The 23,604-nt window shown below is 70.6% G+C and carries 19 protein-coding genes, 2 tRNA genes and 3 pseudogenes; 12 read left to right on the forward strand and 12 right to left on the reverse strand.

What is annotated here, in order from left to right; genetic code table 11:
* The 3 genes and pseudogenes from ABZV31_RS18300 to ABZV31_RS18310 form a co-directional block, all read left to right on the forward strand.
* A pseudogene (locus ABZV31_RS18300) lies at positions 1–463 on the forward strand (hypothetical protein); the annotation flags it as partial.
* A gap of 48 nt (positions 464–511) precedes the next feature.
* A pseudogene (locus tag ABZV31_RS18305) lies at positions 512–1,130 on the forward strand (class F sortase).
* Positions 1,131–1,524: 394 nt separating this feature from the next.
* Complete coding sequence (locus ABZV31_RS18310; RefSeq protein ID WP_355894672.1) at positions 1,525–2,562, forward strand: glycoside hydrolase family 6 protein; 1,038 nt, start codon at positions 1,525–1,527, stop codon at positions 2,560–2,562.
* A gap of 60 nt (positions 2,563–2,622) precedes the next feature.
* Here the strand turns inward: ABZV31_RS18310 and ABZV31_RS18315 are convergent, their stop codons facing one another.
* The 4 genes from ABZV31_RS18315 to ABZV31_RS18330 form a co-directional block, all read right to left on the reverse strand.
* Positions 2,623–4,557 (reverse strand): kelch motif-containing protein, encoded by a 1,935-nt coding sequence (locus tag ABZV31_RS18315; protein ID WP_355894675.1) that lies wholly within the window; start codon positions 4,555–4,557, stop codon positions 2,623–2,625.
* Positions 4,554–6,566, reverse strand: a complete 2,013-nt coding sequence (locus tag ABZV31_RS18320) for a glycosyltransferase family 2 protein (protein ID WP_355894677.1) — start codon at positions 6,564–6,566, stop codon at positions 4,554–4,556. The genes ABZV31_RS18315 and ABZV31_RS18320 overlap by 4 nt, the downstream gene beginning before the upstream one ends.
* A gap of 315 nt (positions 6,567–6,881) precedes the next feature.
* Positions 6,882–7,595: a FadR/GntR family transcriptional regulator gene (locus tag ABZV31_RS18325; RefSeq protein WP_355894680.1), complete on the reverse strand. Its 714-nt coding sequence runs from the start codon at positions 7,593–7,595 to the stop codon at positions 6,882–6,884.
* A 187-nt stretch (positions 7,596–7,782) separates the two neighbouring features.
* Positions 7,783–7,856 (reverse strand) — tRNA-Lys (locus tag ABZV31_RS18330).
* 196 nt (positions 7,857–8,052) lie between these two features.
* On the opposite strand from ABZV31_RS18330, the gene ABZV31_RS18335 reads away from it, so the two are divergent.
* The 4 genes and pseudogenes from ABZV31_RS18335 to ABZV31_RS18350 form a co-directional block, all read left to right on the forward strand.
* Positions 8,053–9,348, forward strand: coding sequence for a peptidoglycan-binding protein (locus tag ABZV31_RS18335; RefSeq protein ID WP_355894682.1), 1,296 nt, complete (start codon positions 8,053–8,055; stop codon positions 9,346–9,348).
* 49 nt (positions 9,349–9,397) lie between these two features.
* Positions 9,398–10,537 carry an SPFH domain-containing protein gene (locus ABZV31_RS18340; RefSeq protein WP_355894684.1) on the forward strand — a complete coding sequence of 380 codons (1,140 nt, stop codon included), beginning with the start codon at positions 9,398–9,400 and terminating at the stop codon, positions 10,535–10,537.
* Between the two features lie 97 nt (positions 10,538–10,634).
* Positions 10,635–11,240: a lytic polysaccharide monooxygenase gene (locus tag ABZV31_RS18345; protein WP_355894686.1), complete on the forward strand. Its 606-nt coding sequence runs from the start codon at positions 10,635–10,637 to the stop codon at positions 11,238–11,240.
* Positions 11,241–11,333: 93 nt separating this feature from the next.
* Positions 11,334–11,831 (forward strand): annotated as a pseudogene (locus ABZV31_RS18350) (acyl-CoA synthetase); the annotation flags it as partial.
* Positions 11,832–11,985: 154 nt separating this feature from the next.
* On the opposite strand, the gene ABZV31_RS18355 reads toward ABZV31_RS18350, so the two are convergent.
* The 6 genes from ABZV31_RS18355 to ehuB form a co-directional block, all read right to left on the reverse strand.
* Positions 11,986–12,059, reverse strand: a tRNA-Lys gene (locus ABZV31_RS18355).
* 108 nt (positions 12,060–12,167) lie between these two features.
* Positions 12,168–12,926 carry an IclR family transcriptional regulator C-terminal domain-containing protein gene (locus tag ABZV31_RS18360; RefSeq protein WP_355894689.1) on the reverse strand — a complete coding sequence of 253 codons (759 nt, stop codon included), beginning with the start codon at positions 12,924–12,926 and terminating at the stop codon, positions 12,168–12,170.
* Between the two features lie 195 nt (positions 12,927–13,121).
* Positions 13,122–13,910, reverse strand: a complete 789-nt coding sequence (ehuA, locus tag ABZV31_RS18365) for an ectoine/hydroxyectoine ABC transporter ATP-binding protein EhuA (protein ID WP_355894692.1) — start codon at positions 13,908–13,910, stop codon at positions 13,122–13,124.
* On the reverse strand, positions 13,900–14,550 hold the full coding sequence (ehuD, locus tag ABZV31_RS18370) for an ectoine/hydroxyectoine ABC transporter permease subunit EhuD (RefSeq protein WP_355894695.1): 651 nt from the start codon (positions 14,548–14,550) through the stop codon (positions 13,900–13,902). Before ehuD ends, ehuA begins: the two co-directional genes overlap by 11 nt.
* Entirely contained in the window at positions 14,547–15,281 is a 735-nt protein-coding gene (gene ehuC, locus ABZV31_RS18375; RefSeq protein WP_355894698.1) for an ectoine/hydroxyectoine ABC transporter permease subunit EhuC, read from the reverse strand. The genes ehuD and ehuC overlap by 4 nt, the downstream gene beginning before the upstream one ends.
* Positions 15,278–16,189, reverse strand: coding sequence for an ectoine/hydroxyectoine ABC transporter substrate-binding protein EhuB (gene ehuB / locus ABZV31_RS18380; RefSeq protein ID WP_355894700.1), 912 nt, complete (start codon positions 16,187–16,189; stop codon positions 15,278–15,280). Before ehuB ends, ehuC begins: the two co-directional genes overlap by 4 nt.
* 47 nt (positions 16,190–16,236) lie before the next feature.
* Between ehuB and ABZV31_RS18385 the strand changes: the two genes are divergently transcribed.
* Positions 16,237–16,731: a DUF3830 family protein gene (locus ABZV31_RS18385; RefSeq protein WP_355894703.1), complete on the forward strand. Its 495-nt coding sequence runs from the start codon at positions 16,237–16,239 to the stop codon at positions 16,729–16,731.
* Here the strand turns inward: ABZV31_RS18385 and ABZV31_RS18390 are convergent.
* Together ABZV31_RS18390 and ABZV31_RS18395 are read right to left on the reverse strand one after the other, a co-directional pair.
* Positions 16,712–18,118: an amidase gene (locus ABZV31_RS18390; RefSeq protein WP_355894706.1), complete on the reverse strand. Its 1,407-nt coding sequence runs from the start codon at positions 18,116–18,118 to the stop codon at positions 16,712–16,714. The two genes, ABZV31_RS18385 and ABZV31_RS18390, sit on opposite strands and share 20 nt — an antisense overlap.
* A 20-nt stretch (positions 18,119–18,138) precedes the next feature.
* Positions 18,139–19,086, reverse strand: coding sequence for a D-2-hydroxyacid dehydrogenase (locus tag ABZV31_RS18395; RefSeq protein ID WP_355894708.1), 948 nt, complete (start codon positions 19,084–19,086; stop codon positions 18,139–18,141).
* 329 nt (positions 19,087–19,415) lie between these two features.
* Here ABZV31_RS18395 and ABZV31_RS18400 point away from each other — a divergent pair, with 329 nt between their 5' ends.
* From ABZV31_RS18400 to ABZV31_RS18415, 4 genes are all read left to right on the forward strand, one after another.
* Positions 19,416–20,234, forward strand: coding sequence for an aspartate/glutamate racemase family protein (locus ABZV31_RS18400; RefSeq protein WP_355895024.1), 819 nt, complete (start codon positions 19,416–19,418; stop codon positions 20,232–20,234).
* Positions 20,231–20,962 carry a decarboxylase gene (locus tag ABZV31_RS18405; protein WP_355894711.1) on the forward strand — a complete coding sequence of 244 codons (732 nt, stop codon included), beginning with the start codon at positions 20,231–20,233 and terminating at the stop codon, positions 20,960–20,962. The genes ABZV31_RS18400 and ABZV31_RS18405 overlap by 4 nt, the downstream gene beginning before the upstream one ends.
* A 170-nt stretch (positions 20,963–21,132) precedes the next feature.
* Positions 21,133–22,284 carry a glutathione-independent formaldehyde dehydrogenase gene (locus tag ABZV31_RS18410; RefSeq protein ID WP_355895027.1) on the forward strand — a complete coding sequence of 384 codons (1,152 nt, stop codon included), beginning with the start codon at positions 21,133–21,135 and terminating at the stop codon, positions 22,282–22,284.
* Positions 22,285–22,404: 120 nt separating this feature from the next.
* Complete coding sequence (locus ABZV31_RS18415; RefSeq protein ID WP_355894714.1) at positions 22,405–23,571, forward strand: LLM class flavin-dependent oxidoreductase; 1,167 nt, start codon at positions 22,405–22,407, stop codon at positions 23,569–23,571.
* Positions 23,572–23,604: the final 33 nt, after the last annotated feature.

The following is a 23,604-nucleotide window of genomic DNA, read 5'->3' on the forward strand; positions in this document are numbered from 1 at the left end:
AGCGACGCACGCGTCGGCCCAGCCTGCGACGCACGCGTCGGCCCAGCCTGCGACGCACGCGTCGGCCCAGCCTGCGACGCACGCGTCGGCCCAGCCTGCGACGCACGCGTCGGCCCAGCCCGCGACGCACGAGTCGGCCCAGCCCTCGGCCCAGCCTGCGACGCACGCGTCGGCCCAGCCCTCGGCGCAAGCGTCGGCCCAGCCCGCGACGCACGAGTCGACGCAGCCGTCGGCGCAGGGGCCGACCCCGCCGACCGCCTCCGCCTCGCCCGTCACCCCCGTCCACGCGGGCGGCGGCGGCACCGCGCACGCCCCCCTGGCCGGCCCTGGCACGGCGCACGTGGTGACCGGGCTGCTCCTCGCCGGTGCCGCCGCGGCCGCCGTCGCCTTCCTCCCCCGGGCTCTCGGCTCGGCCCGCTCCGGAAAGACCCCCCACGCCCGCCGGAGCCGCGGGACGGACTGAGGATGCGATCGCGATGTCCGACGGTGAACGCTCCCGCGGCGCCGCCTCCTGACGGGCCTGGCCTGGGTGGTGCTGCTGCTCGGGCTGTGGCTGTGGGGAGGGGACCGTACGGCAGGAGATGGCGGGGCCCGCCACGGGAGACATGGCCGCGGTCGGCCGGCCCCCTCAGGACCGGCTGCCGCCCGCGGCCAAGCCGCTGAACGACGCGCTGCCGAAGCGCCTGGACATTCCCGACCTGGGCGTGCGGGCGCCGGTGGTGGCCCGCGGTCTGGACGCGCAGGGCGCGATCGATCCGCCGCCCTTCGACCAGCCCGGCGTCGTCGGCTGGTACGGCGCCGGAGTGAAGCCGGGGGCGCCCGGGACCGCGCTGATGGTGGGGCACGTCGACACCGAGACCCGGCCGGCCGTGTTCTACGGGATCAGCGCGCTGCGCCCTGGCGAGACGGTCCGGGTGATCCGGGACGACGGCAGGGTCGCCGACTTCACCGTCGACGACGTCAAGGTCCTCTCCCGCAACCACTTCGACGCCCAACAGGCCTACGGCATGCGGCAGTCGGGTTGCGCCGAGCTGCGGCTGATCACCTGCGGCGGCACCTTCGACCACGCGAGCCGTAGCTACACCGCGAACGTGGTCGTCTCGGCGTACCTCACGGGAACCGGACTGTGAGGCCACCTGGCCCGGTCGAGGACCCGCTCCCCCTGAAGTCGCCGACCGGGCTGGTCCTCAACCGCGTACGCACGGGCTGCGGGAGTAACCCGGCGACCGGCGCGGGAGGCCTCGAGGCCTCAGTGGGTGGACCTCGGCCGGAACTGGGGCCTTCTGAGGAGACTCTAGAAGGGACGAGGGCCCCTGGCCTAGGGGGAGTTGACGGGAAGTCCCAAGATGGTGGCGCTGCGTGATCCCCCCAGATGGTCCGGGCTTCCACGAAGGCCGAGGGTGGCGCCGCCGAGGCCCGCCGAGGGGCTGTAACAGCTCTCCGACAAGGCTCGGGCGATCTCGTGGGGGCCGTGTCTCCTGTGTCAGCATGGGGACTTGGCAGAGCGCACCAAGGGGGGATCGGATGTACGGCATGAGAGGGGCCCTCTCGCGCGCCCCTTCGACAGGGGCACGGGCGTCCGCGGTGGTGCTGGGGGCGGCACTGCTGGTCGCGGGGTGCTCCTCGGGAGGCGGGGGCGACAAGGACGGCGGCGCGAGCGCCACGATCACCCAACAGCCCAAGGAGGCCGACCCGTTCTGGGTCAACTCGGACAGCAACGCGGCCCGGGAGGTCGCCGCCTACGTCAAGGCGGGCAGGACGACCGACGCCGAGCAGATCCGGAAGATCGCCGAGCAGCCCACCGGCGAGTGGATCGGCCCGGAGAACCCGGAGCAGGAGGCACGCGGCTTCACGGAGGCCGCCGACAAGGCAGGGCGCACCGCGCTGCTCGTCCTCTACAACATCCCGCACCGCGACTGCGGCCAGTACTCGCAGGGCGGTGCCGCCGACGGCAACGCCTACCGCTCCTGGATCGACGGCGTGGCCCGGGGCATCGGGGACCGCGCCACCACGGTGATCCTGGAGCCGGACGCGGTGCTGCACCTGGTGGACGGCTGCACCCCCAACCGGTTCGCCGAGGAGCGCTACGACCTCCTCAAGGGCGCGGTCGCCAGGCTCAAGTCGCTGAAGAACACGAAGGTCTACCTGGACGCCGGCAACGCGGGCTGGGGCCATCCCGACCAGATCTTCCAGCCGCTGCAACAGGCGGGCGTCGACCAGGCCGACGGCTTCGCCGTCAACGTCTCCAACTTCTACTCCACCCAGGACTCCATCGCATACGGCAAGCAGCTGTCCGCCAAGGTGGGCGACAAGCACTTCGTCATCGACACCAGCCGCAACGGCAACGGGCCGTATACCAGCGGCAACCCGGACGAGCGCTGGTGCAACCCGCCGGGCCGGGCGCTCGGCGAGGCCCCGACGACGAAGACGGCGGATCCGCTGGTCGACGCGTACCTGTGGGTCAAGCGGCCGGGGGAGTCCGACGGCACGTGCAAGGGCGGGCCGAAGGCGGGGGAGTGGTGGACGGACTACGCGCTCAAGCTCGCCCAGGCCACCAAGTAACCTCCGGTACGTGACCGGGGGCGCCCTCCGAAGCGGAGGGCGCCCCCAGTTGCGTTCGGACTACGGCACCTTGACCCACTGCGCCTTGCTCGGCGTCCCCTGGTCGTCGTCCACGAACAGCATGTACCACCCCGACTGCACCAGGTTCCGGTTCTTCGGCATGGTCACCGTGATCCTGTTGCCGGACGTCTTGAGGTCCAGGGCGATCGAGCGCTGGTCGACGTCGGTGACGTGCGTCGACGCGCTCGGGCGGATCAGCCTGACCTTCTTGATCGTCGAGGCGTGCTGCGAGGTGAACGTGCCCGACGCGCCGCGCGCGATGGTCTGCGGGCCGCCCGACAGGGAGGGCCGCGAGTCCCGGTACAGGTACGGCGGCGTGTAGATCTCGATGCGCTGCTCGAACTTGCCGGGTTTGGTGTTGGCCTTGTCGCCGTAGAGCGAGTCGGAGCCGAAGAACATCACGCGGCCGTCGGGCAGCAGGATCGAGCCCGAGTGGTAGTTGCGGCCCACCAGCGGGTCGGCGACCCGCTTGAAGGTGTTGGTCGCCGGATCGTACAGCCGCGCCTGGTGGATGTTGGAGTCGCCGCGGCCCCGGTAGTCCTCCGAACCGCCGGAGACCAGCACACTGTCGTCCGGGAGGATCGAGGACTGCGGGTAGCGGGTGCCCTTCTCCAACGACGGGCCATCCACGAAGTGCGGGTTCTTCGCCTTCAGGTCGATGATCCGCGTCTTCTTGCTGGACAGCTTGGACTCGCCGACCCCGCCGCCGCCGATCACCAGGAACTTCTCGTCCTGCGCCGGCGGCAGCAGCACAGTGCCGGAGGTCTCCACCATGTTGGCGTCGCTCAGGCCGGGCAGCTTGGTGAACTTGTTGGTGTCCACGTCCCAGATGCCCGGGTCGCGGCCCACGTTGTCCGGACCGTAGCCCGCGTTGGAGCCCGAGTAGAAGATCTTCCCGTTCTGCATCAGGAACAGTGCCGGGTACGTCGGGAACTGGCGGATCTTCGGCGTGTACGTCCACTTCCTGGTCTTCGGGTCGAAGATCTCGTTCTTGCCCGGGACCAGCTGACCGATGTCGTCGAGCCCGGAGACGCTGAGGATCCTGCCGTCGCTCAGGGTGGTGAGCGTCGGGTACCAGCGGGCCTCGTTCATCGGGTCGACCTTGATGTACTTCTCGGCGACCGGGTCGAACTCGTAGGCGTCCCGGATCCCCTGGAAGTCCTTCTTGTCCAGGGCGAGCTTCTGCGCGATGCCGTAGGTGTTGCGGGCGTCGGTGCCGGTCAGGCCCTGGATCCGGTAGTTGTCCTGCGTACCTGTCTCGTACTTGGTGCCGCTCCGCTGGGCCTCGACGTAGATGCGGCCCAGGCCCGGATCGTTGCGCAGGAACTTGCCGGTCCTGTCGAAGACCTTCTTCGCGCGCGGCACCAGTACCGGGTCCTTGGACACGAAGGTCTTGCCGTTCGCCTTGCCGGTGAACTTCGTGCCCGCGGGCAGCGTGATCGGCTTGTCCGGGTTCTCGTTGTGCACGATCATCAGGCCGCCGGCCTTGGTGACGTCACCCTTCAGCTTCTCGTACCGCTTGGTGCCGCCCGCGATCAGGATGTTGCCGTTGGCGAGCTGCGTGTGGCCGGTGCAGAACAGGTCGGTGGGCGTGGGCACCTTCTTGATGGTGCCCTTGGCCGGGTCCCAGATGCGGGAGTCGAACTTCTTGGCGTCGAAGTTGTCCTGGTTGTTGCCCGAGCCCGCGACCAGCAGCACCTTCCCCGTGTGCAGCAGCACGGCGTGGATGGTGTCCTGCCGGTACTGCTCGGGGAACTCGACGATGTCCCAGTGGCCGTTGGCGGCCTTGTACTCGGGCTTGTTGATCACGTACTGGTGGTAGCGCTCCGTGCCGAAGCGGTACAGCCACGGCCCGTTCATCCCGGCCAGAGCGAGTACCACCACCGCGCCGATCCCGAGCCGACGGGCGCGGCGGAGGCCGGCCTGGTCCCTCATTCCTTACGTCCCCCAAGTCCGCCAAGGGCGATCTGCATGGTCTGGTCGCCCGCCCCGTCCGACCCGGCCCAGCTGGGCCGCTGCTGGGGGGCGTGCGGTGCGTACGGCGACGTCAGCCCCGCCGTCGGCGTCGGCACTCCCTGGGCCGGTGTGTGCGCCCCGTGAGCCGGCACCACGTCCTGCGGCTCCGGTACGGCGGCCGCCGCCCTCCGCTTTTTCCGCTCCTGCCGCAGCGTCCACCGCCAGGCGAAGATCGGGGAGGCGGTGATCAGCAGGGCGAACGCGGCCCAGGTGATCATCGCCGGGTGGGAGTGCCCGAAGGCGAAACCGGCGACGAGCGAGCCGCCGAAGACCAGGATGAAGAACCAGTGGATGCGGAACGTCCCGAACAGCGTGTCGGGGCTCGCCGAGTCGCCCTTCGGGGTCACCACGAACTTGCTCTTGCGGCGCAGCACGGCGTCCATCAGCGAGCGGGCGTAGATCGGCGCCGACAGCGCGGACATCACCATGCCGGCGACGCCGCCGGAGCCCTCCGGCTCGTGCGGGGAGACGTTGTGCCGGCGGTTCCAGATGTACAGGCCGATCTGCAGCGCCGAGGCGTTGCCGTACAGCATCAGCCACACGGTCGGGTCGATGTTCACACCCGAGGCGCCCAGGCCCAGGAACAGCGCACAACTCAGTGCCGCGAGGATCCAGTTGAGGGCCGACATCGGATAGAAGATGATCATCATCGTGTAGTTGAAGAGCTTGCCCGGCGGCAGCGAGAAGAAGCCCTTCCAGTACTGCTTGAGGATCGTCTCGTACGTGCCCCGCGACCAGCGCAACTGCTGGGTGAAGAAGTCCGTCCAGGCGGCCGGGCCCTCGCCGACGGCAAGCACGTCCGGGGTGTACACCGACTTCCACTTGCTCCCCGTCGCCGGGTTCTTGGCGCGGTGCATCTCGAAGCCGGTCGCCATGTCCTCGGTGATCGAGTCGTACAGGCCGCCGATCTGCCTGATCGCCTTGATGCGTACGGCATTTGACGTACCGACGAACATCGGTGCGCCGTAGCGGTTGCCGGCGCGCTGGATCAGCGCGTGGAAGAGGAACTGCTGCGACTCGGCGGCCTTGGTGACGAACGTGTCGTAGTTGCCGTACACCTGCGGGCCGATGACGAAGCCGACGTCCGGGTCGCGAAAGTAACCCAGCATCCGCTCCAGGTAGTTGGGCAGCGGCACGTGGTCGGTGTCGACGGAGGCGAAGAAGTCGTACTCGTCGCCGTGCGCCTCCAGCCAGGCGTTGTAGTTGCCGTGCTTGGTCTTGGCGCGGTGCGGGCCCTTGGGCTGGTTCCAGCGCTCGACGCCCTTGCGGGTGAAGTGGTGCACACCCAGCCGCGCGCAGACCGCCTTCACCTCCGGATCGTCGCCCTCGTCGAGCAGCCAGACGTGCAACAGACCCCGGTGGCGCAGCCGTACGGCGGCCTCCAGGGTCTTCGTCACCATCTCCAGGGGTTCCTTGCCGAGCACGTAGGTGGTGATGAACGCGACTCTGGTGCCGGTCTCGGGCACCACCGGAACCGGGTCGCGGGCGACCAGCGTGGCGTGCGCGTTCGACAGCACGTTCATGCAGCGGAAGAACTCGATCAGGCCGATCGAGACCAGCATCACCACATCGAGCGCCGGCAGGAAGTCGTAGGCGGGATAGTCCCGTTCGGTCCAGTGCTCCGGCTGCAGCAGCCAGGCCAGCAGGACCAGCGACAGCAGCGGCGCGGCGGCCAGCATCAGCGCGACCCGGATGCGGTGCGGCTCCTGCGATATCAGCGAGCGGTACTGCACCTTGTACGGCTTGTTCGGGTCGGGCTGGGTGAGGGGTCCCGCGAGCCGGCTGTAGTGCTCGTAGTCGTATCTCGGCAGTGTCTTTCTGATCCTGCGGAAGGTCCCCGTGTTGCCGGTGCGGTGCCCAGGCACGCGCAGCTGAGTCGTCTCGGAAGGGTCGAAATCGTGCCGGGCGCCCGTCGGCGTCGACGTCATGAGTCATTCCCCCCACACGCAGGTGAGCGCGTGTTTGTCGTTTCCTTCGCCTGCTCAGGTCCCCCTCGACCTTCACAGACGTTTGCGTGGTGGGCCGCAGGCACCACGTCGTCCCCACCCTATAGACACGGGACCGCGACCTTCCGGTTGCATGGTGCCCCCCTCGGCATCCGTCGACGAACGGGGCCCCCTTCTCCCCGCAGATCCGGCAACCGGTTCCCTATCCCCCAACTACCGCGTATCGGCGGCATCTTGAAATCCAGGGTTCTACGGCGTTCAGCATGATCGCAAGATGCGAAACGCGGTGTTTACCGGTCATACGCGCGCATTGTGGCACCTGTGGGGGCCTTGTGGAGCCGTTGTGGACAGTCGGGTACGGATGTTGCCGAAGTGGTCCCCTATCGCCTCCTCCGCCCGCAGGGAATCACCGGACCGGACCGCGTCGAGGATCTCCCGGTGCTGCCGGCAGGTGACCTGCGGGTCCTGGGGCACGTCCACCAGGTCCTGCTGGACGCGGTGGAAGGCGTCCCAGAACGCCTCCAGGACCTCGCTCAGCAGCACGTTGTCCAGTCCCCGGTAGAGGGTGGCGTGAAAGGCCCGGTCGGTCTCGGCGAGGCCGACGCCCTCGGCGGCCTGCTGTTCCATACGGTCGACGAGCGATTGGAGTTCAACGAGATCCGCCGCGGGCAGCCGGCCCGCGAGCCGGGAGACCAGTCCCGTCTCCACCGCCTCGCGCAGCTCCAGCAGCTGCAGCAGGGAGTCCTCCCCGCGGTAGTGCCCGGCGACCGTGCGGAAGGCGAGGCCCTCGATCATCGGGGCGAGGGACATCGAGCCGACGTAGGTGCCGAAGCCGTGCCGGATCTCGACGATGCCCATCGCCTGGAGCGCCTTGAGCGCCTCCCGCACCGAGTTCCGGCTCGCCCCGAGGAACTCCATCAGCTCCGGCTCGGTCGGCAGCGGCGCCCCGGAGGCCAGCCGGCGGTCGACGATCAGCTTCTTGATCCGCTCCTGGAGGTCACGCGCTGCCATGGCCAGAGGATATCCGGCCACAACGGGGGGCCGGCCGTGTTCCGGCTTCACAGCCCCGGTCGCCGCAGCTCAGGGGCGAGGGGGTGGGGGTGGCGAAGCCCCCACCGCGCGCGGCGAAGCCGCGGCAGAAACGACGATGGCGAGCCGGGTCCGCGCTTTTTGCGGACGTGGCTCGCCATCGTCATCGTGCGCCGCCAGGGACTCGAACCCCGGACCCGCTGATTAAGAGTCAGCTGCTCTAACCAACTGAGCTAGCGGCGCCTGCTGACGTCATTAACTTTACATGACGGCCGCCGGTGCTCCTGACCACCGTCTTCCGGCCGGTCCGGCCGGTCCGGCCCCGGACGCACCCCTGTACATCATTCGGACCGTCAACATGCGCGTCGGGACGACAGTTGTGAAACTGATCAGCGTGCACAGATCCGGATATATCCACACGAAGTGTGAGGGAGATCGCATGGAGTCTCCGGTGTTCGAGGAAATCGATCCCGCGAGCGACTGCGACTGCCCCGGCTGCGTTCGCGAGCGGGCCCTCCTGCCGCACTCCCCGGCCGGCCGCACCCCGGCCCACCCGGCCGCGCACCGCGCGCTCGTCGTGGCGGCCGCCACCGCCGCCGCCCTCGGCGCGGGCCACACGGCACCGGCCGTCGCCGCCGCCCACGCGTCCGACCGGCCCGGCGTCCCCGCGGGTGACGAGCCCCAGACCCCCCAGGGCAGAAAAGCCCCGCTGCACGGCCCCGGCGGCAGACCGGCCGAGCCGGCGACCACGGCCAGGGTGCCGGCGACCACCCGCGCGGAGATCATCAACCGGGCCAAGAAGTGGGTGGCCGCGCAGGTGCGGTACAGCATGTCCGCGTACTGGCCCGACGGGTACCGGCAGGACTGCTCGGGCTTCGTCTCGATGGCCTGGAACCTGCCCGCCAACGAATGGACGGGCAGCCTCGGCCAGTACACGGTCCGGATCACCAAGGAGAAACTCGAGCCCGGCGACATCCTGCTGTTCCACAACCCCGACAACCCGGAGAAGGGCTCGCACGTGGTGCTCTTCGGCGGCTGGACCGACTACACGCACACCTCCTACGTCGCCTACGAACAGACCCCGCCGCGCACCCGGCGCCTGGCCACCCCGTACGCCTACTGGAGTCACTCCGAGCGCTACGTCCCCTACCGCTACAAGGGCGTCGCACCGGGCACGGCCGAGGCGAAACCGGCCACGCCGACGCCGTACCCGGGAGCGGCGTATTTCCGCCCCGGCGCGAACAACAAGTACGTGACCCAGCTCGGCCGGATGCTGGTCGCCCGGGGCGGCGGCTCCTACTACACCAAGGTCCCCGGCCCGCGCTGGTCGGAGGCGGACCGGAGGGCGACCCAGGCGTTCCAGCTGGCCCAGGGCTGGACCGGGGCGGGCGCGGACGGGCTGCCGGGGCCGAAGACCTGGCAGTTGCTGGTGACCGGGAAGGGCAAGGACATCAAGGCCGGGGCCGTCGGGTCCAGGCCCCCCGCCTCGCACGGGGTGCCCGGCTATCCGGGGCGCGCGATGTTCCGGCCCGGGGCGAACAACCAGTACGTCACCCAGCTGGGGAAGCAGCTGGTGAAGAAGGGGTACGGCCGGTTCTACACGACCGGGCCGGGGCCGCGCTGGTCGGAGGCGGACCGGCGGGCCGTGGAGGCGTTCCAGCGCGCCGAGGGATGGCGGGGCGGCGCGGCCGACGGCTACCCGGGGCCGGAGACGTGGCGCCGGCTCTTTGCCTGACGCGTGACCCACTGTCTTGAACCATCTGGCGCGGAGGCTGGAGGCAGGTATGAGTACGACCACTTCCCCCACACCCGATCCCGAGGGGCGCGAGAGGACGGGGCCCGCGGACGGGCAGGCCCCCCGTCCCACCCGGCTCATCCAGAACGAGGCGACCACCGAGATCCCCGTCCACCTGCTGTTCCGTGACGACCCCGACCCGGCCCCGGTGCCGCTCAGGCCCGCGGTCGTGGGGAGCAGGCGGGGCACGGGCGAGCAGCCGCGCTTCCGGCGCCCGGTGCCCGCGCCGGCCCGCCCGGTGCCGGAGGTGGACCCCGGCCTGGCGGAGCGGCCGGGGCGGGTGCTGCCGGGGACGGTGGGGGTGCTCGCCGGGGCCTGCGGGACGGCGGGCTGTGTGCTCACCTCCTGGTGGGCGGGCGTGCTGCCGCCGCTCGCGGTGGAGGCGCTGTGGCTGCCGGCGTACGCGGGCGCGGGGCTCGGTCTGTCGCAGTGGGCCGCGTACGCAGGGGCCGGGGCGCTCGGGCTGTTGGGCTTCGGCGGGCTGGCCCGGGGCCGGACCGGGCGGGCCTGGGTGCTCGGCATGTTCGGCCGCTACCGGGGGACGGTCCGGCGCACCGGGCTGATGTGGGTCAACCCGCTGGTGCTGCGCCGCCGGGTCGACGTGAGGCTGCGGCACTGGCGCAGCGAGCCGATGCCGGCCGCCGACGCGAACGGGGTCGCGCTGCGGGTGGTGTTGCTGGTGGTGTGGCGGGTGCGGGACACCGCGCGGGCCGTGCTCGGGATCGCGGACCACGAGACGTACCTGCGCGAGTGCGTGGAGGCGGCGCTGGCCCGGGTGCCGGTGGAGACGCCGGGCGGGGCGAGGAGGTCGGTGGAGGCGGCCGGGGAGGCGCTGACCCGGTTGGTCGCGCGGGAGACCGAGCCGGTCGGCCTGGAGGTGTTCTCGGTGCTGCCGGCCCGGGTCGAGTACGCCCCCGAGGTCGCCGCCGCCATGCACCGGCGCAGCATCGCCGCGCTGGACGCGCAGCACCGGGCGAGCGTGCTCACCTCGGTCGTGGACTCGGTGGAGGACACGGTGACCCGGCTGACCATGCGCGGGCTGGTCGAGCTCGACGACTACGAACGCAAGGTGCTGGTGCGGGATCTGACGGTGGCGTTCTGCGCGGGACGCCGGGAACCCGCTTCCTGATTGGTATGGACATGTTCAACGTACGGCAATAATCTGAGACTTGGTCTAGACCTGCACGGCTCACTGAACTTCCCCCACGTTCTCCAGGAGCGGCAGCATGCGCACAAAGGCCACGTTGTACGCCACCGTGCTGGGTCTTGCGACCGCCGGAGCCTTCGTGCTCTCCACCGGCGGCGCCAGCAGCCACGGCTACACCGACCTCCCCATCAGCCGGCAGAAGCTCTGCGCCAACGGCACCGTGACGAACTGCGGCGACATCCAGTACGAGCCGCAGAGCGTCGAGGGGCCCAAGGGCTTCCCGGCGGCCGGACCGGCCGACGGACGGATCTGCTCCGGCAACAACACCCGGTTCGGCCAGCTCGACAGCCCGAGGACCCCCTCGGGCGGCGCCTGGCCGACGACGAAGGTCACCGGCGGACAGAGCTACACGTTCCGCTGGCAGTTCACGGCCATGCACGCCACGACCGACTTCAAGTACTACGTCACCAGGCAGGGCTGGAACCAGGACCACGCCCTGACCCGCGCCGACCTCAACACGACACCGTTCCTGACGGTTCCCTACGGCGGCCAGCGCCCGCCGGCCACCCTCACCCACAGCGGCACGCTCCCGACCGGCCTGAGCGGTCACCACATCATCCTCGCGGTGTGGACGATCGCCGACACGGGCAACGCGTTCTACTCCTGCTCCGACGTCACCTTCTGATCCCCCCGCGGGCAGGGTCCGCGTGCGCCGGTACCACCGGTTCGGGTTCCGGCGCACGTGAGACCTGAACACCGCCGTACCTGATCTCTGAGGGACGGCTGGTACTGGACGGGGGACCTGTTCTACCGGGACGCCGACGGCTTCCTCTACTTCGCAGGGCGCGCCGACGACCGGCTGCGCGTCGACAGCGAGAACCTCGCCGCCGCCGTGATCGAGAACATACTTGCCCGGTACGACGGTGCCGTGGCCGTCGCCGTGTACGCGGTGCCGGACCCGGTGGCCGGGGACCAGGTGATGGCGACGCTCGCCGGCAGCTTCGACCCGACCGGCTTCGCCGGGTTCCTGGCGGCCCAGCCGGACCTGGGGACGAAGATGGCGCCGCGGTTCGTGCGGGTGGTGGAGCGGATGCCGGTGACGGCCACGAACAAGATCCACCGGGCGCGGCTGAGGCGGGTGGGTTTCCGGTGCGCGGATCCGGTGTGGTGGCGGCCGCCCGGAGAGGGCACCTACCGGAGGCTGACCGGGGACGACGTGGCGGGACTGGTCTCGGAGTACCGCTCACATGGGCGGGAGGAGCTGCTCAGCCGGTGAGTCGTGGCAACCCCGGCCGGCCCGGAGGCAGGGAGGCGTGGGTGGCGAAAGCCCCCACAACGCGCGGCGAATCCGTGCAACAGAAGCCCTGCAAACAACAGAGATGGCGAGCCCTGTCCGCGCTTCTTGCGGACGTGGCTCGCCATCGTCATCGTGCGCCGCCAGGGACTCGAACCCCGGACCCGCTGATTAAGAGTCAGCTGCTCTAACCAACTGAGCTAGCGGCGCATGACTCCCGCCGTCCGCTTCCCGCGGTCGGCGACAAAGAAAATACTACCTGGTCCGAAGGGGTGCTCCCGACCACCCGCCCGGCCCGGGCCGGGCCCCGACCCCGGCCTAGAGCGCCAGGGACAGCAGCACCGGCGCGGCGTTGCGGTTGAGCTTGTCCGCGGCCTGGCGCAGCCGGTGCGCGTGCTCGACGGGCAGCGACAGCGCGAGGCAGCCCACGGAGGAGCCGGCCGTGATCGGGACGGCCGCGCAGACCGTGCCGACCGCGTATTCCTGCAGGTCGAGGACGGGCACCGTGGGCGGCTGGGCCTCCAGGCGGGAGAGCAGGAGCTTGTCGCTGGTGATGGTCCGCGAGGTCAGGCGGGCCATCTTGTGCCGGGAGAGATGGTCCCGCCGCCCGTTGTGGTCGAGCTGGGTGAGCAGGCTCTTGCCGGCCGCGGTGGCGTGGGCGGAGTAGCGGAAGTCGACCCACTCGTTGACCGCGGGGGTGGCCGGGCTGTCGGCGTACTGGGTGACCCTGACCTCGCCGTCGACGTACCGGCTGATGTAGACGGCGGCGCCCACCGAGTCGCGCAGCCGGTCGAGGGTCTGCTGGAGCTTGTCGCGCAGCGCCTGCTCGCGGCCCCGGGCCGAGCCGAGCCGGGCGAGGGCGTGCCCGGTGACGTACGCGCCGTCGGTGACCTGCTCGACGTACCCCTCGCGGCGCAGCATCCGCAGCAGCGCGGTCAGCCGCTCGGGGCTGAGGCCGGTGCGGTGGGCGAGCTCGGTGTCGGTGACCCCGGTGGTGTGCCGCGCCACCGTCTCCAGGACGCGCAGGGCGTCCTGGGCCGAGTGGTACGGGGCTGTCGGCTCGTGCATCAGCGCCACGGTTTCCCCCTGCGCTCGCTTCTTGGGCCGTGATCCGGGCAGCGAATCCTCTCCACGATAACCGGCAAACCCCCTGCGGGGAGCGGCTGTTGGCGAGATTGCGGCCCTCTCAGCTGCGGCGCCGGCACCGTGGCACATGCCGAAGTCACGACCCGGCGCGCGGACCTCGGGTGATGGTACCTTCACTTCCCGTAGTCACAGCACGGCGCTGAGAAATTCGCGGGTCCGCTCCTGCTCCGGGTCGCCGAAGATCTTCTCCGGCGGGCCGGACTCCAGGATCCGCCCGGAGTCGAACATCAGCACCCGGTCGGAGATGTCCCGGGCGAAACCCATCTCGTGGGTCACGCAGATCATCGTGATGTCGGTGCTGCGGGCGATGTCCCGCAGTACGTCCAGGACGCCCGCGACCAGCTCCGGGTCGAGTGCGGAGGTCACCTCGTCCAGCAGCAGCACCTGCGGCCGCATCGCCAGCGCCCGGGCGATCGCCACCCGCTGCTGCTGGCCGCCGGACAGCTGGGAGGGCCGGGCGTCGCACTTTTCGGCCAGGCCCACCAGGTCCAGCAGTTCGCGGGCGCGGGCCTCCGCCTCGTCCTTGGACAGGCCGAGCACGGTGACGGGGGCCTCGGTGATGTTCCTGAGGACCGTCATGTTCGGGAACAGGTTGAACTGCTGGAAGACCATGCCGATCTTCTTGCGGACCTCGCGGACCTGCTTCTCGGGGGCCGGGAAGAGCTGCTTGCCGTCGACCGTGATCGAGCCCTCGTCGGGCTTGGTCAGCGTCATCAGCAGCCGCAGGATCGTGGTCTTGCCCGATCCGGACGGCCCGATGAGGGTGACGTGCTTGCCGGCGTCGACGGAGAAGTCGAGCCCGTCGAGGACCGTGTGGTCCCCGAACCGCTTGGTCACGTTCTCCAGACGGACCAGTTCGGTGGTCTGCCCGGCGGCGTTATGGCGTTCGGGGTTTTGTGTGGTGTCAACGGACAAGACGTCGCTCCAGTGCTCGCAGGAGGAGGGAGGCCAGATAGGACACGAGGATGAAGGCCACGCCGATCACGGTCAGGGGCTCGGTGAACTGGAAGTGCTGCTGGGAGAAGAGCCGCGCCTGCCCCAGCATCTCCAGCACGGTGATCGCCATCAGCATCGGCGTGTCCTTGAGCATCGCGATGACGTAGTTGCCGAGGGCGGGGACGACCCGGCGGATCGCCTGTGGCAGGATCACTGCCGTCCACGTCCGCCGCCGCGGCAGGTTCAGCGCCGTCGCCGCCTCCCACTGGCCGGCGGGCACCGCCTCGATGCCGGCGCGGTAGACCTGCATCGTGTACGTCGAGTAGTGCAGCCCGATGGCGAAGACACCGGTGGCCAGGGCGGAGAAGGTCAGCCCCCACTCGGGCAGCACGTAGAAGAGGAAGAACAGCTGCACCAGCAGCGGGGTGTTGCGGACGAACTCCGTCACCACCCCCACCGGCCAGCGCACCCACCGGGTCGGCGTCCGCATCAGCAGCGCCCACACCAGGCCCAGGGCGAACGAGATCAGCGAGCCGAGGGCCAGCGCCTGGAGGGTGACGAGCAGGCCGTCCCAGAAGTGCGGCAGGAAGTCGCGGACGGCGTTCCAGTCCCACTTCATGCGGCACCACCGCCCGCACCCGCGGCCCCCACGCCGGTTGTCTCGGCGCGCTTGAGCTCATGCGCCGACACACCCGCCCGGGGTGCCTTGCCCACCCCGGCCTTCAGCCGCTGCTCCAGCCCCCGCATCAGCCGCGTGAGCACGAACGCGATCAGGAAGTAGATCAGCAGCACGTACGTGTAGATCTCCGCGCTCTCCTGGAGCGCCAGCCGCACCAGATTGCCGCTGAACGCCAGGTCGCCCATGCCCATGATCGACACCAGGGAGGTGCCCTTGAGCAACTCGACGAGCAGGTTGCAGAAGGAGGGGATCATCTCCGGCACCGCCTGCGGCAGCAGGATCAGCCGCAGCCGCTGCCACGGCGTGAAGCTGAGGGCGATGCCGCCCTCCTGCTGCGCCGGGTCCACGGAGTTCAGCGCGCCGCGCACGATCTCCGAGCCGTACGCCCCGTACGTCAGCCCGAGCGCCAGCGTGGCCGCCCACATCGGCACCAGTTGCCAGCCGAAGGCGGGCGGCAGCACGAAGAACACCCAGAAGATCATCACCAGGGCCGAGGTCCCGCGGAACACCTCGGTGTAGAAGCCCGCGAGGAAGCGGACGATCCACAGCCGGTGGGTGCGGGCGATGCCGACCGCGAACGAGACGGCCGCAGCCAGCAGCGCGCTGAAGACCAGCAACTGCAAGGTGGTCCACACGCCCTTGAGGACGAGTTCCCAGAGTCCGGTGGTCATCCGCCGCACAGCTCCTTCGCGGTCAGATCGGTCATCTCGGCCCGGGTGAACCCGAAGGGCTGCAGGATCCGGAACAGTTCGCCGGTCTTCTTCAGCTTGCGCAGCTCCACGTTGAAGGCGTCCCGCAGCTTCGTCTCGGTCGGTCGGAACGCGAAGGCGCCGCCGTCGACGTGCGGCTTGCCCTTCACGAGGGGCGCGAAGGGCTTGGTCGCCTCGGCCTTGCCCGACTTCTTCACCACCTCGCGGGTGGTCAGCGCCGTACCGGCGAAGACGTCGACGCGTCCGGCCTCGACGGCGTTCAGCCCGGCCACCTGGTCGGGGACGATGAGGATGTCGCTCTCCTTGTACCCGGCCTCCACCGCGTACTGGATCTCCGCGTATCCGGTGCCGGTCGCGAACCTGGCCTTCTTCTCGACGACGTCCTTGTAGTCGTGCAGCCCCTTGGGGTTGCCCTTGCGCACGATGAACGAGTCGAGCATCTGGTAGTCGGGGTCGGCGAAGATGACTTGTTGGCAGCGCTCCGGATTGACGTACATCCCTGCGGCCACGACGTCGAACTGCTGGGAGTTCAGCCCCGGAATGAGCGAGCCGAACTCCGTCGGCACCGGCTGGACCCTGTCGACGCCCAGCCGCTTGAAGACGACCCTCGCCAACTCCGGCGCCTCGCCGGTCAGGTCACCGTTCTTGTCGATGTACCCGAACGGGATCTCGCCCGCAATGCCGAGCCGTACGACGCCTGCCGCTCTGAGTCTGTCGAGCAGGTCACCGCCGTTCGCGGTGGACGCGGTGGCCACGCGACTGCATCCGGCGGCGCCCAGCGCGCCGAGCGCCGCGACCCCCGCGAGCAGCGACCGGCGACTGGGCCCGGGTATGTGTGTGCCTTTCCCAAGTGCAAGTGGTGGAGCCATGGGCGCGCAGCTACCCAAGGGCAGGCAAGTTATGCACCATGAATAGCATGGCCGATCGCTACCTCGACGTCTCGCTGGTCAAGCGCAACGTCCACTGCACGGCAAAACTCCTGGACGACCGCGCCCCGCTCACGTGCGCCGCCGTGTGGGACGCGCTTCCGCTCTCCGGCGACGTCTACCACGCGAAGTACGCGCGCAACGAGATCTACGCCCTTTTCCCGCCGTTCGCGGAATCGGAGCCACCCCTGGAAAATCCGACAATCACCCCGATCCCGGGGGATCTGTGTTATTTCTCCTTCGCCGGAACGGAACTGGGTACGACGGCGTACGGATACGACCGCGAACTCCGCGCCGGTACCACGGTGGTGGACCTCGCCCTGTTCTACGAGCGGAACAACCTCCTGCTCAACGGCGACGTGGGCTGGGTGCCCGGCATCGTCTGGGGCCAGGTCGTCGAGGGTCTGGACGGCATGGCGGAGGCCTGCAACGACCTGTGGCGGTCCGGGGCGGCGGGGGAGACCCTCAGCTTCCGGAGGGCGTGAGCGGCCGGAGGCCCACCCCGGCCTCGTACAGCGCGTGAGCCGTCCGCAGCACGAGTTCGTCGCGGTGCCGGGCGGCCACGATCTGCAGGCCGACCGGCAGGCCGGCGCCGTCCGTCCCCACCGGCACGGAGGCCGCGGGCTGCTGCGTCATGTTGAACGGGTACGTGAACGGCGTCCACCCCGTCCAGCGCCGGTACCCCGAGCCCTTCGGCACCTCGACGCCCGCCTCGAACGCGGTGAGCGGCAGCGTCGGGGTGACCAGCAGGTCGTAGGTGTCGTGGAACCGGCCCATCCGGCGGCCGAGTTCCATGCGGACGTCCACCGCGGCCAGGTAGTCCAGCGCCGAGAACCGGGCGCCGATCCCGCAGATCTCCCGCAGCCCCGGGTCGAGCAACTCCCGCTGATGCGGCCCGAGATGCTGGGCGACGCGGGCGGCCCCGCTGAACCACAGGGTGTGGAAGGCGTCCACCGGTTCGGCGAAGTCGGGATCGGCCTCGGTGACGTACGCCCCCAGGGCCGCCAGCCCTTCCACCGCCCGGCGCACCGCCGTCGCGACCGCCGGTTGCACCGCCACCTGGCCACCCAGGGTCGGCGAATAGGCGACGCGCAGTCCGCGCACCCCGCCCGCCAGGCCCGCCACGAACGAACCGGGGGCCGGGCCGAGCGCCGACCAGTCGCGGGAGTCCGGGACGCCGATCACGTCCAGCAGCAGCGCCGCGTCCGCCGCGTCCCGCGTCATCGGACCGACGTGCGAGAGCGTGCCGAAGGCGCTCGCCGGGTGGAGTGGGACGCGGCCGTACGTCGGCTTGAGCGCGAAGATCCCGCAGAAGGCCGCCGGGATGCGCACGCTGCCGCCGCCATCCGTACCCAGCGACAGCGGGCCCGCGCCGAGCGCCACGGCGGCCGCGCTGCCGCCACTGGAGCCGCCGGCGGTGCGGGCCGGGTCGTACGGGTTGCGGGTAATGCCGGTCAGCGGGGAGTCCGTGACGCCCTTCCAGCCGTACTCCGGGGTCGTCGTCTTGCCGAGGAGGACGGCGCCGTGCTCGCGCAGCCGGGCCACCGAGGGGGCGTCTTCGTCCCACGGGCCCTGGGACGAGATGGTCCTGGAGCCGCGCAGGGTCGGGTGGCCGCGCAGCAGCAGGATGTCCTTCACGGTCGCCGGGACCCCGTCGAGCAGGCCCGCGGGCGCGCCGCGCCGCCAGCGGTCCTCCGACTCCCGCGCCCGGGCCAGCGCCTCGTCGGCGGTGATCCGGACGAACGCGTTGTAGTCCGGCTGGATCCGCTCGGCCCGCTCCAGGGCCGCGCGGGTGGCCTCCACGGGGCTGAACTCGCCCTTGCGGTAGCCGTCGAGGAGTTGTCCCGCGGTCAGCTCGGTGAGCTCGGTCATCGGAGCCTCCAGAGTGGGGGTCAGTGTCCCGGTACGTATCCGCGCTGCTTGTCGACGACGTTCAGCAGGGGCTTGCCCGCCTCCCAGCGGTCGTACAACTCCACGAACTGCGCGCCCAGTTCGTCCCGCCAGCCGACCGTGTCTCCGCTCATGTGAGGAGAGACGATCAGGCCGGGGACCTGCCACAACGGGCTGTCCGGGGTGAGGGGTTCGTCCCGGAAGACGTCCAGGGCGGCGCCCGCGATCCAGCGTCTGGTGAGCGCCTGGGCGAGCGCGCCCTCGTCGACGAGCTGCCCCCGGCCGACGTTGATGAAGCGGGCGGAGGGCTGCATGACACCGAACCGGCGGGCGTCGAACATGCCGTACGTCTGCTCGGTGAGCGGCGCCGCCGCGATCACCCAGTCGGCGCGGGCCATCAGCCGGTCCAGGTCGTCGGGGCCGTGGACGCCGGTGCGCGGGACGCGGCCGACGAGCGCGGTCGTCACGTCGAGCGCCTTGAGCGTGCGGGCGATCGTGCGGCCGATGGGCCCGGAGCCGACGACGCACGCGCGCGTGCCCGCCACCCGCTGCGACTCGCGGTGCCGCCACTCGCGGCTGCCCTGGAGCTCGAGGGTCCGCGGCAGATCCTTGGCCATTGCGAGGACCAGGGCGGCGACGTACTCGGCGATGGGCTGGTCGAAGATGCCGCGCGCGTTGGTCACCACCGTGTCGGAGGCGGCGAGTTCCGGGCACATCAGGTGGTCCACGCCCGTGCTCGCCGTGTGCACCCAGCGCGGCCGCGGTCCCTCGCCCGGCCAGGCCTCCCGCGCCGCGGTCGAGGTGAAGTCCCACACGAGCAGCACGTCCGCCTCCGGCAGGCGCTCGGCGAGGGTGGCCGCGTCCGCGTGCACGATCCGGGCGCGGCCGGTGAGGCGGCCGAGGCGGGGGAGCGGGTGGGCGTCCAGGACGAGGAGGGTGGGGACGGTCATGGCGAACCGTTTCTCGAGGACGGGGGCGGCCGTCTGACGTGCACGGATTGACCACGCTCGCACCCGAACCTACCGTCGTCAACACGGGCGTCCGCACGGACGGTTGTCCCCTGGTTCCTCTGCGTGCAGAGGTGCTGTCGTACCGCTGTCGTCTTCCTGCACCAGCCACCCTTCCGCTCCCGCCGTCTTTCCGCTCCTGCCGTCTTCCCGTTCCTGCTGTCTTCCCGTTCCTGCTGTCTTCCCGTTCCTGCCGTCTTCCCGTTTCCGCCCCCGTCGTCTCTCCCGTGAGGCCGGTGTCTGCCATGGACGCCATGGATGCCATGGACGCAATGAACGTCTCCTTCCTCGGCGGCCCGCGCCCGCAGCGCGGTGTCGGGGTCGTGGCCCCCTTCGACTTCGCGCTGGACCGCGAGCTGTGGCGGTGGGTGCCGGACGAGATCTCGCTGCACCTGACCCGGACGCCGTTCGTGCCGGTCGAGGTCAGCCTGGACCTGGCGCGGGTGGTGAGCGAACACGAGACGCTGGCCGACGCGGTGCGCACCTTGAACGCCGTCGCGCCCGAGGTCGTGGCCTACGCCTGCACCTCGGGCAGCTTCGTCGGCGGAGTCGCCGGGGAGCGGGCGATGTGCGCGGCGATGACGCGGGCGGGCGCGGTGCCGTCCCTGACGACGTCCGGGGCGCTGCTGGAGGCGCTGGAGGAGCTGGGCGCCCGGCGGGTGGCGCTCGTCACCCCGTACACGGTGTCGGTGACGCGGGCGCTGGAGTCGTATGTCGCCGAGGCGGGCGTCACGGTCACGGGGTGTGCCTACATGGGCCTGACGCGGCACATCTGGAAGGTCCCCTACCGGGATGTGGTGGACATGGCCCGCAGGGCGGCGCGCGGAGGAAGCGCGGAGGCGCTGTTCCTCTCCTGCACGAACCTGCCGACGTACGACGTGATCCCCCAGCTGGAGGCCGAACTGCGCATCCCGGTGGTCTCGGCCAACCAGGTCACGATGTGGGCGGCGCTGCGCCGACTGGGTACCCGAGCGGTGGGGCCGTATCAGGCGCTGCTGGTGAGGGTACCCCCACGCCGTACAGGCAGTGGGGGAGAGTCGGCGCGCGCCTGGCCCGTACTGCCGGAAGAACAGCAGGAAGGCTGGACATGACCGCACTCGGATTCCTCTACCCGGGCCACTCCGCCGAGGACGACTATCCACGCATCGAGCAGCTCCTGGGCAGCGACATCCGGGTGGACCTGGTGCACACCGACATCGGCGAGGACGCGCACCGGGTGGACGCCCTGCGGGAAATGGGCTCGGCCGAACGGCTCGCGGAGGGCGTCGGGGCGCTGCGGCTGTCCGGCGCGGAGGCGGTGGTGTGGGCGTGCACCAGCGGCAGCTTCGTCCGCGGCTGGGCGGGCGCGCAGGAGCAGGTCCGTGCGCTGGCCCGCACGGCCGGCATGCCGGCCTCCTCCACCTCCTTCGCGTTCGTCCACGCCGTGCAGGAGATCGGCGCGCGGCGGGTCGCGGTCGGGGCGACGTACCCCGACGACGTGACCGCCCTCTTCGTGGACTTCCTGCGCGCCGGCGGCGTAGAGGTGGTCGCCGCCCGCAGCGCCGGGATCGTCACGGCGGCGGAGGTGGCGACGTGGGGCGAGGCGGAGACCCTGACCCTGGCGAGGGAGGCGGACGCCCCGGAGGCCGAGGCGGTGCTGCTCCCCGACACGGCCCTGCACACGGCGACGCACATCCCGACGCTGGAGAAGGACCTGGGCAAGCCGGTCCTCACGGCGAACCAGGTGAGCGTGTGGGAGGCCCTGCGCCTGACGGGCCGCCGGGTGAACGCCCCTTCCCTGGGTTCGCTGTTCACGCGGGAGCCGATCGTCCAGGTGTGAGACGCTGGCTTGCGGACCCTGCCATACGGGCGTTACCTGGAAGTGTCCGGCGGTGCAGCGAGAGCGTCCGGGGCCACGGCACAGACCGACGGCCTGCGCCTGCCTGTGTGTCCCCCCCGGGAGCGGCCCGTCGTCGCCGTCATCCAGCGTCCGACGCGGAGGTGACCCAGGTGAAAGCCGTCGTCTACGAGAAGCCCTTCAGCGTAGCTGTGAGGGACGTCGATGATCCACAGATCCAGCACCCGAACGACGTGATCGTACGGGTCACGTCGACCGCGATCTGCGGATCGGACCTGCACATGTACGAGGGCCGCACGGCCGCCCAGGCGGGCATCGTCTTCGGGCACGAGAACCTCGGCGTCATCGAGGAGGTCGGCAGCGGTGTGACCTCCCTGTCCGAGGGTGATCGCGTCGTGATGCCCTTCAACGTCGCCTGCGGATTCTGCAAGAACTGCCTTGCCGGGAAGACCGGGTTCTGCCTGACGGTCAATCCCGGCTTCGCCGGCGGAGCCTACGGATACGTGGCGATGGGCCCGTACACCGGTGGCCAGGCGGAGCGGCTGCGGGTGCCCTTCGCCGACTTCAACTGTCTGAAACTGCCGCCCGGTGACGAGCTCGAGAACGATTTCGTCCTGCTCGCCGACATCTTCCCGACCGGCTACCACGCATGCGAACTCGCCAAGGTGTCGCCCGGCGAGAGCGTGGCCGTGTTCGGCGCCGGGCCGGTGGGGCTGATGGCCGCCTACTCCGCGCTGCTGCGAGGTGCGTCGAAGGTGTTCTCCGTCGACCGGGTGCCCGAGCGGCTCGCCAAGGCGGAGGAGATCGGGGCCATCCCCATCGACTTCACCAAGGGCAACCCGGCCGAGCAGATCAAGGAGCAGACGAACGGAGAAGGAACCGACAAGGGCGTGGATGCCGTCGGCTACCAGGCCCAGTCGCACGACGCCAGCCACGAGGAACCCGCCGTTGTCCTCAACACGCTCGTCGAGACGGTGCGGCCGACCGGCCTGCTCGGCGTACCCGGCCTGTACGTGCCCGCCGACCCGGGCGGACCCGACGAGAACGCCAAGCACGGCCAGCTGCTGGTCTCCATAGGCAAGATGTTCGAAAAGGGTCAGCAGATGGGCACCGGCCAGTGCAACGTCAAGCAGTACAACCGCCAGTTGCGTGACCTGATCATCGCCGGGCGCGCCAAGCCCAGCTTCGTGGTCTCCCACGAGCTGCCGCTGGACCAGGCACCGCAGGCGTACGAGAAGTTCGACAAGCGGATCGAGGGCTACACCAAGGTGGTGCTGCACCCCGGTCACGCACTCGCGGCGTGAAAACGCGGGTCCGGGCGCGCGAGTGCCCGGATCCCGTCCGGCCACTCGGGGAAATAAACGGAGACAGCCCCCTGTTAGTGCCGTGCGGACAGCGCACGGCCAGAATTCAGGAGGCACCCCGTGTCGGCAGAGGCAGACGAGATCCGCGGCGAGGCCCAGGGCACCGCCCCCGCACCCCTCTCCGTACTGGACCTGGTGACCGTGGGCGCAGGCGGCACCGCCACCGACGCCCTCCGCACCAGCGTCGCACTGTCCCGCCTCGCAGAGTCCCGCGGCTATCACCGCTACTGGGTCGCCGAGCATCACTCGATGCCCGGCGTCGCCTCGTCCTCCCCCGCCGTGATCCTCGCCCACCTCGCCGCCCACACCACCCGCATCCGCCTCGGCTCCGGCGGCGTCATGCTCCCCAACCACGCCCCCCTGGTCGTCGCGGAGCAGTTCGGCACCCTCGAGGCCATGGCCCCCGGCCGCATCGACCTCGGCCTCGGCCGCGCCCCCGGCACGGACGGCGCCACCGCCGCCGCCCTGCGCCGCACCGACAGCCTGAACGAAGGCGCCGACGACTTCCCCCAGCAGCTCGCCGAGCTCACCCGCTTCCTCGACGACGACTTCCCCGACGGCCACCCCTACCGCCGTATCCACGCCGTCCCCGGCCCCGTCCAGGCCACCTCCCCGGGCGGCGTCCAGTCGCCGCACCGCCCGCCCATCTGGCTCCTCGGCTCCTCCGGCTTCAGCGCCCGCCTCGCCGGCATGCTGGGCCTGCCCTTCGCCTTCGCCCACCACTTCTCCGCGCAGAACACCGTCCCGGCCCTCGACCTGTACCGGGAATCCTTCCGGCCGTCGGCGGTGCTCGACCGGCCGTACGCCCTCATCGGCGTCTCCGCGCTCGCCGCCGACGACGAGAAGGAGGCCCGCAGGCAGGTTCTGGCCCTCGGCCTCAACATGGTCCGCCTGCGCACCGGCCGTCCCGGCCTGTTCCCCACGCCGGAGGAGGCGGAGGCGTACGAATTCAGCCCGCTGGAGCAGGAGTTCGTCACCTCCTGGACCGCGAACGTCATCCACGGCACCGCGGACGAGGTCCGCGCCGGTCTCGACGCCCTCCACAAGCGCACCGGAGCCGACGAGTTGATGATCACCACCCACGCCCACCGCGGCGACCTGCGGCTGCGTTCCTACGAACTCATCGCGGACGCCTACGACTTGCCGAAGAACGACGCCGCCGAACCGCCGAAGAACGACGCCGCCGAACCGCCGAAGAACGACGCCGCCGAACCGCCGAAGAGCTGAACGGCTCGGGGCCGACGGCAGCTCGGTGGTCCG

Source organism: Streptomyces sp. NPDC005202 (assembly GCF_040608235.1).
GTDB lineage: Bacteria > Actinomycetota > Actinomycetes > Streptomycetales > Streptomycetaceae > Streptomyces.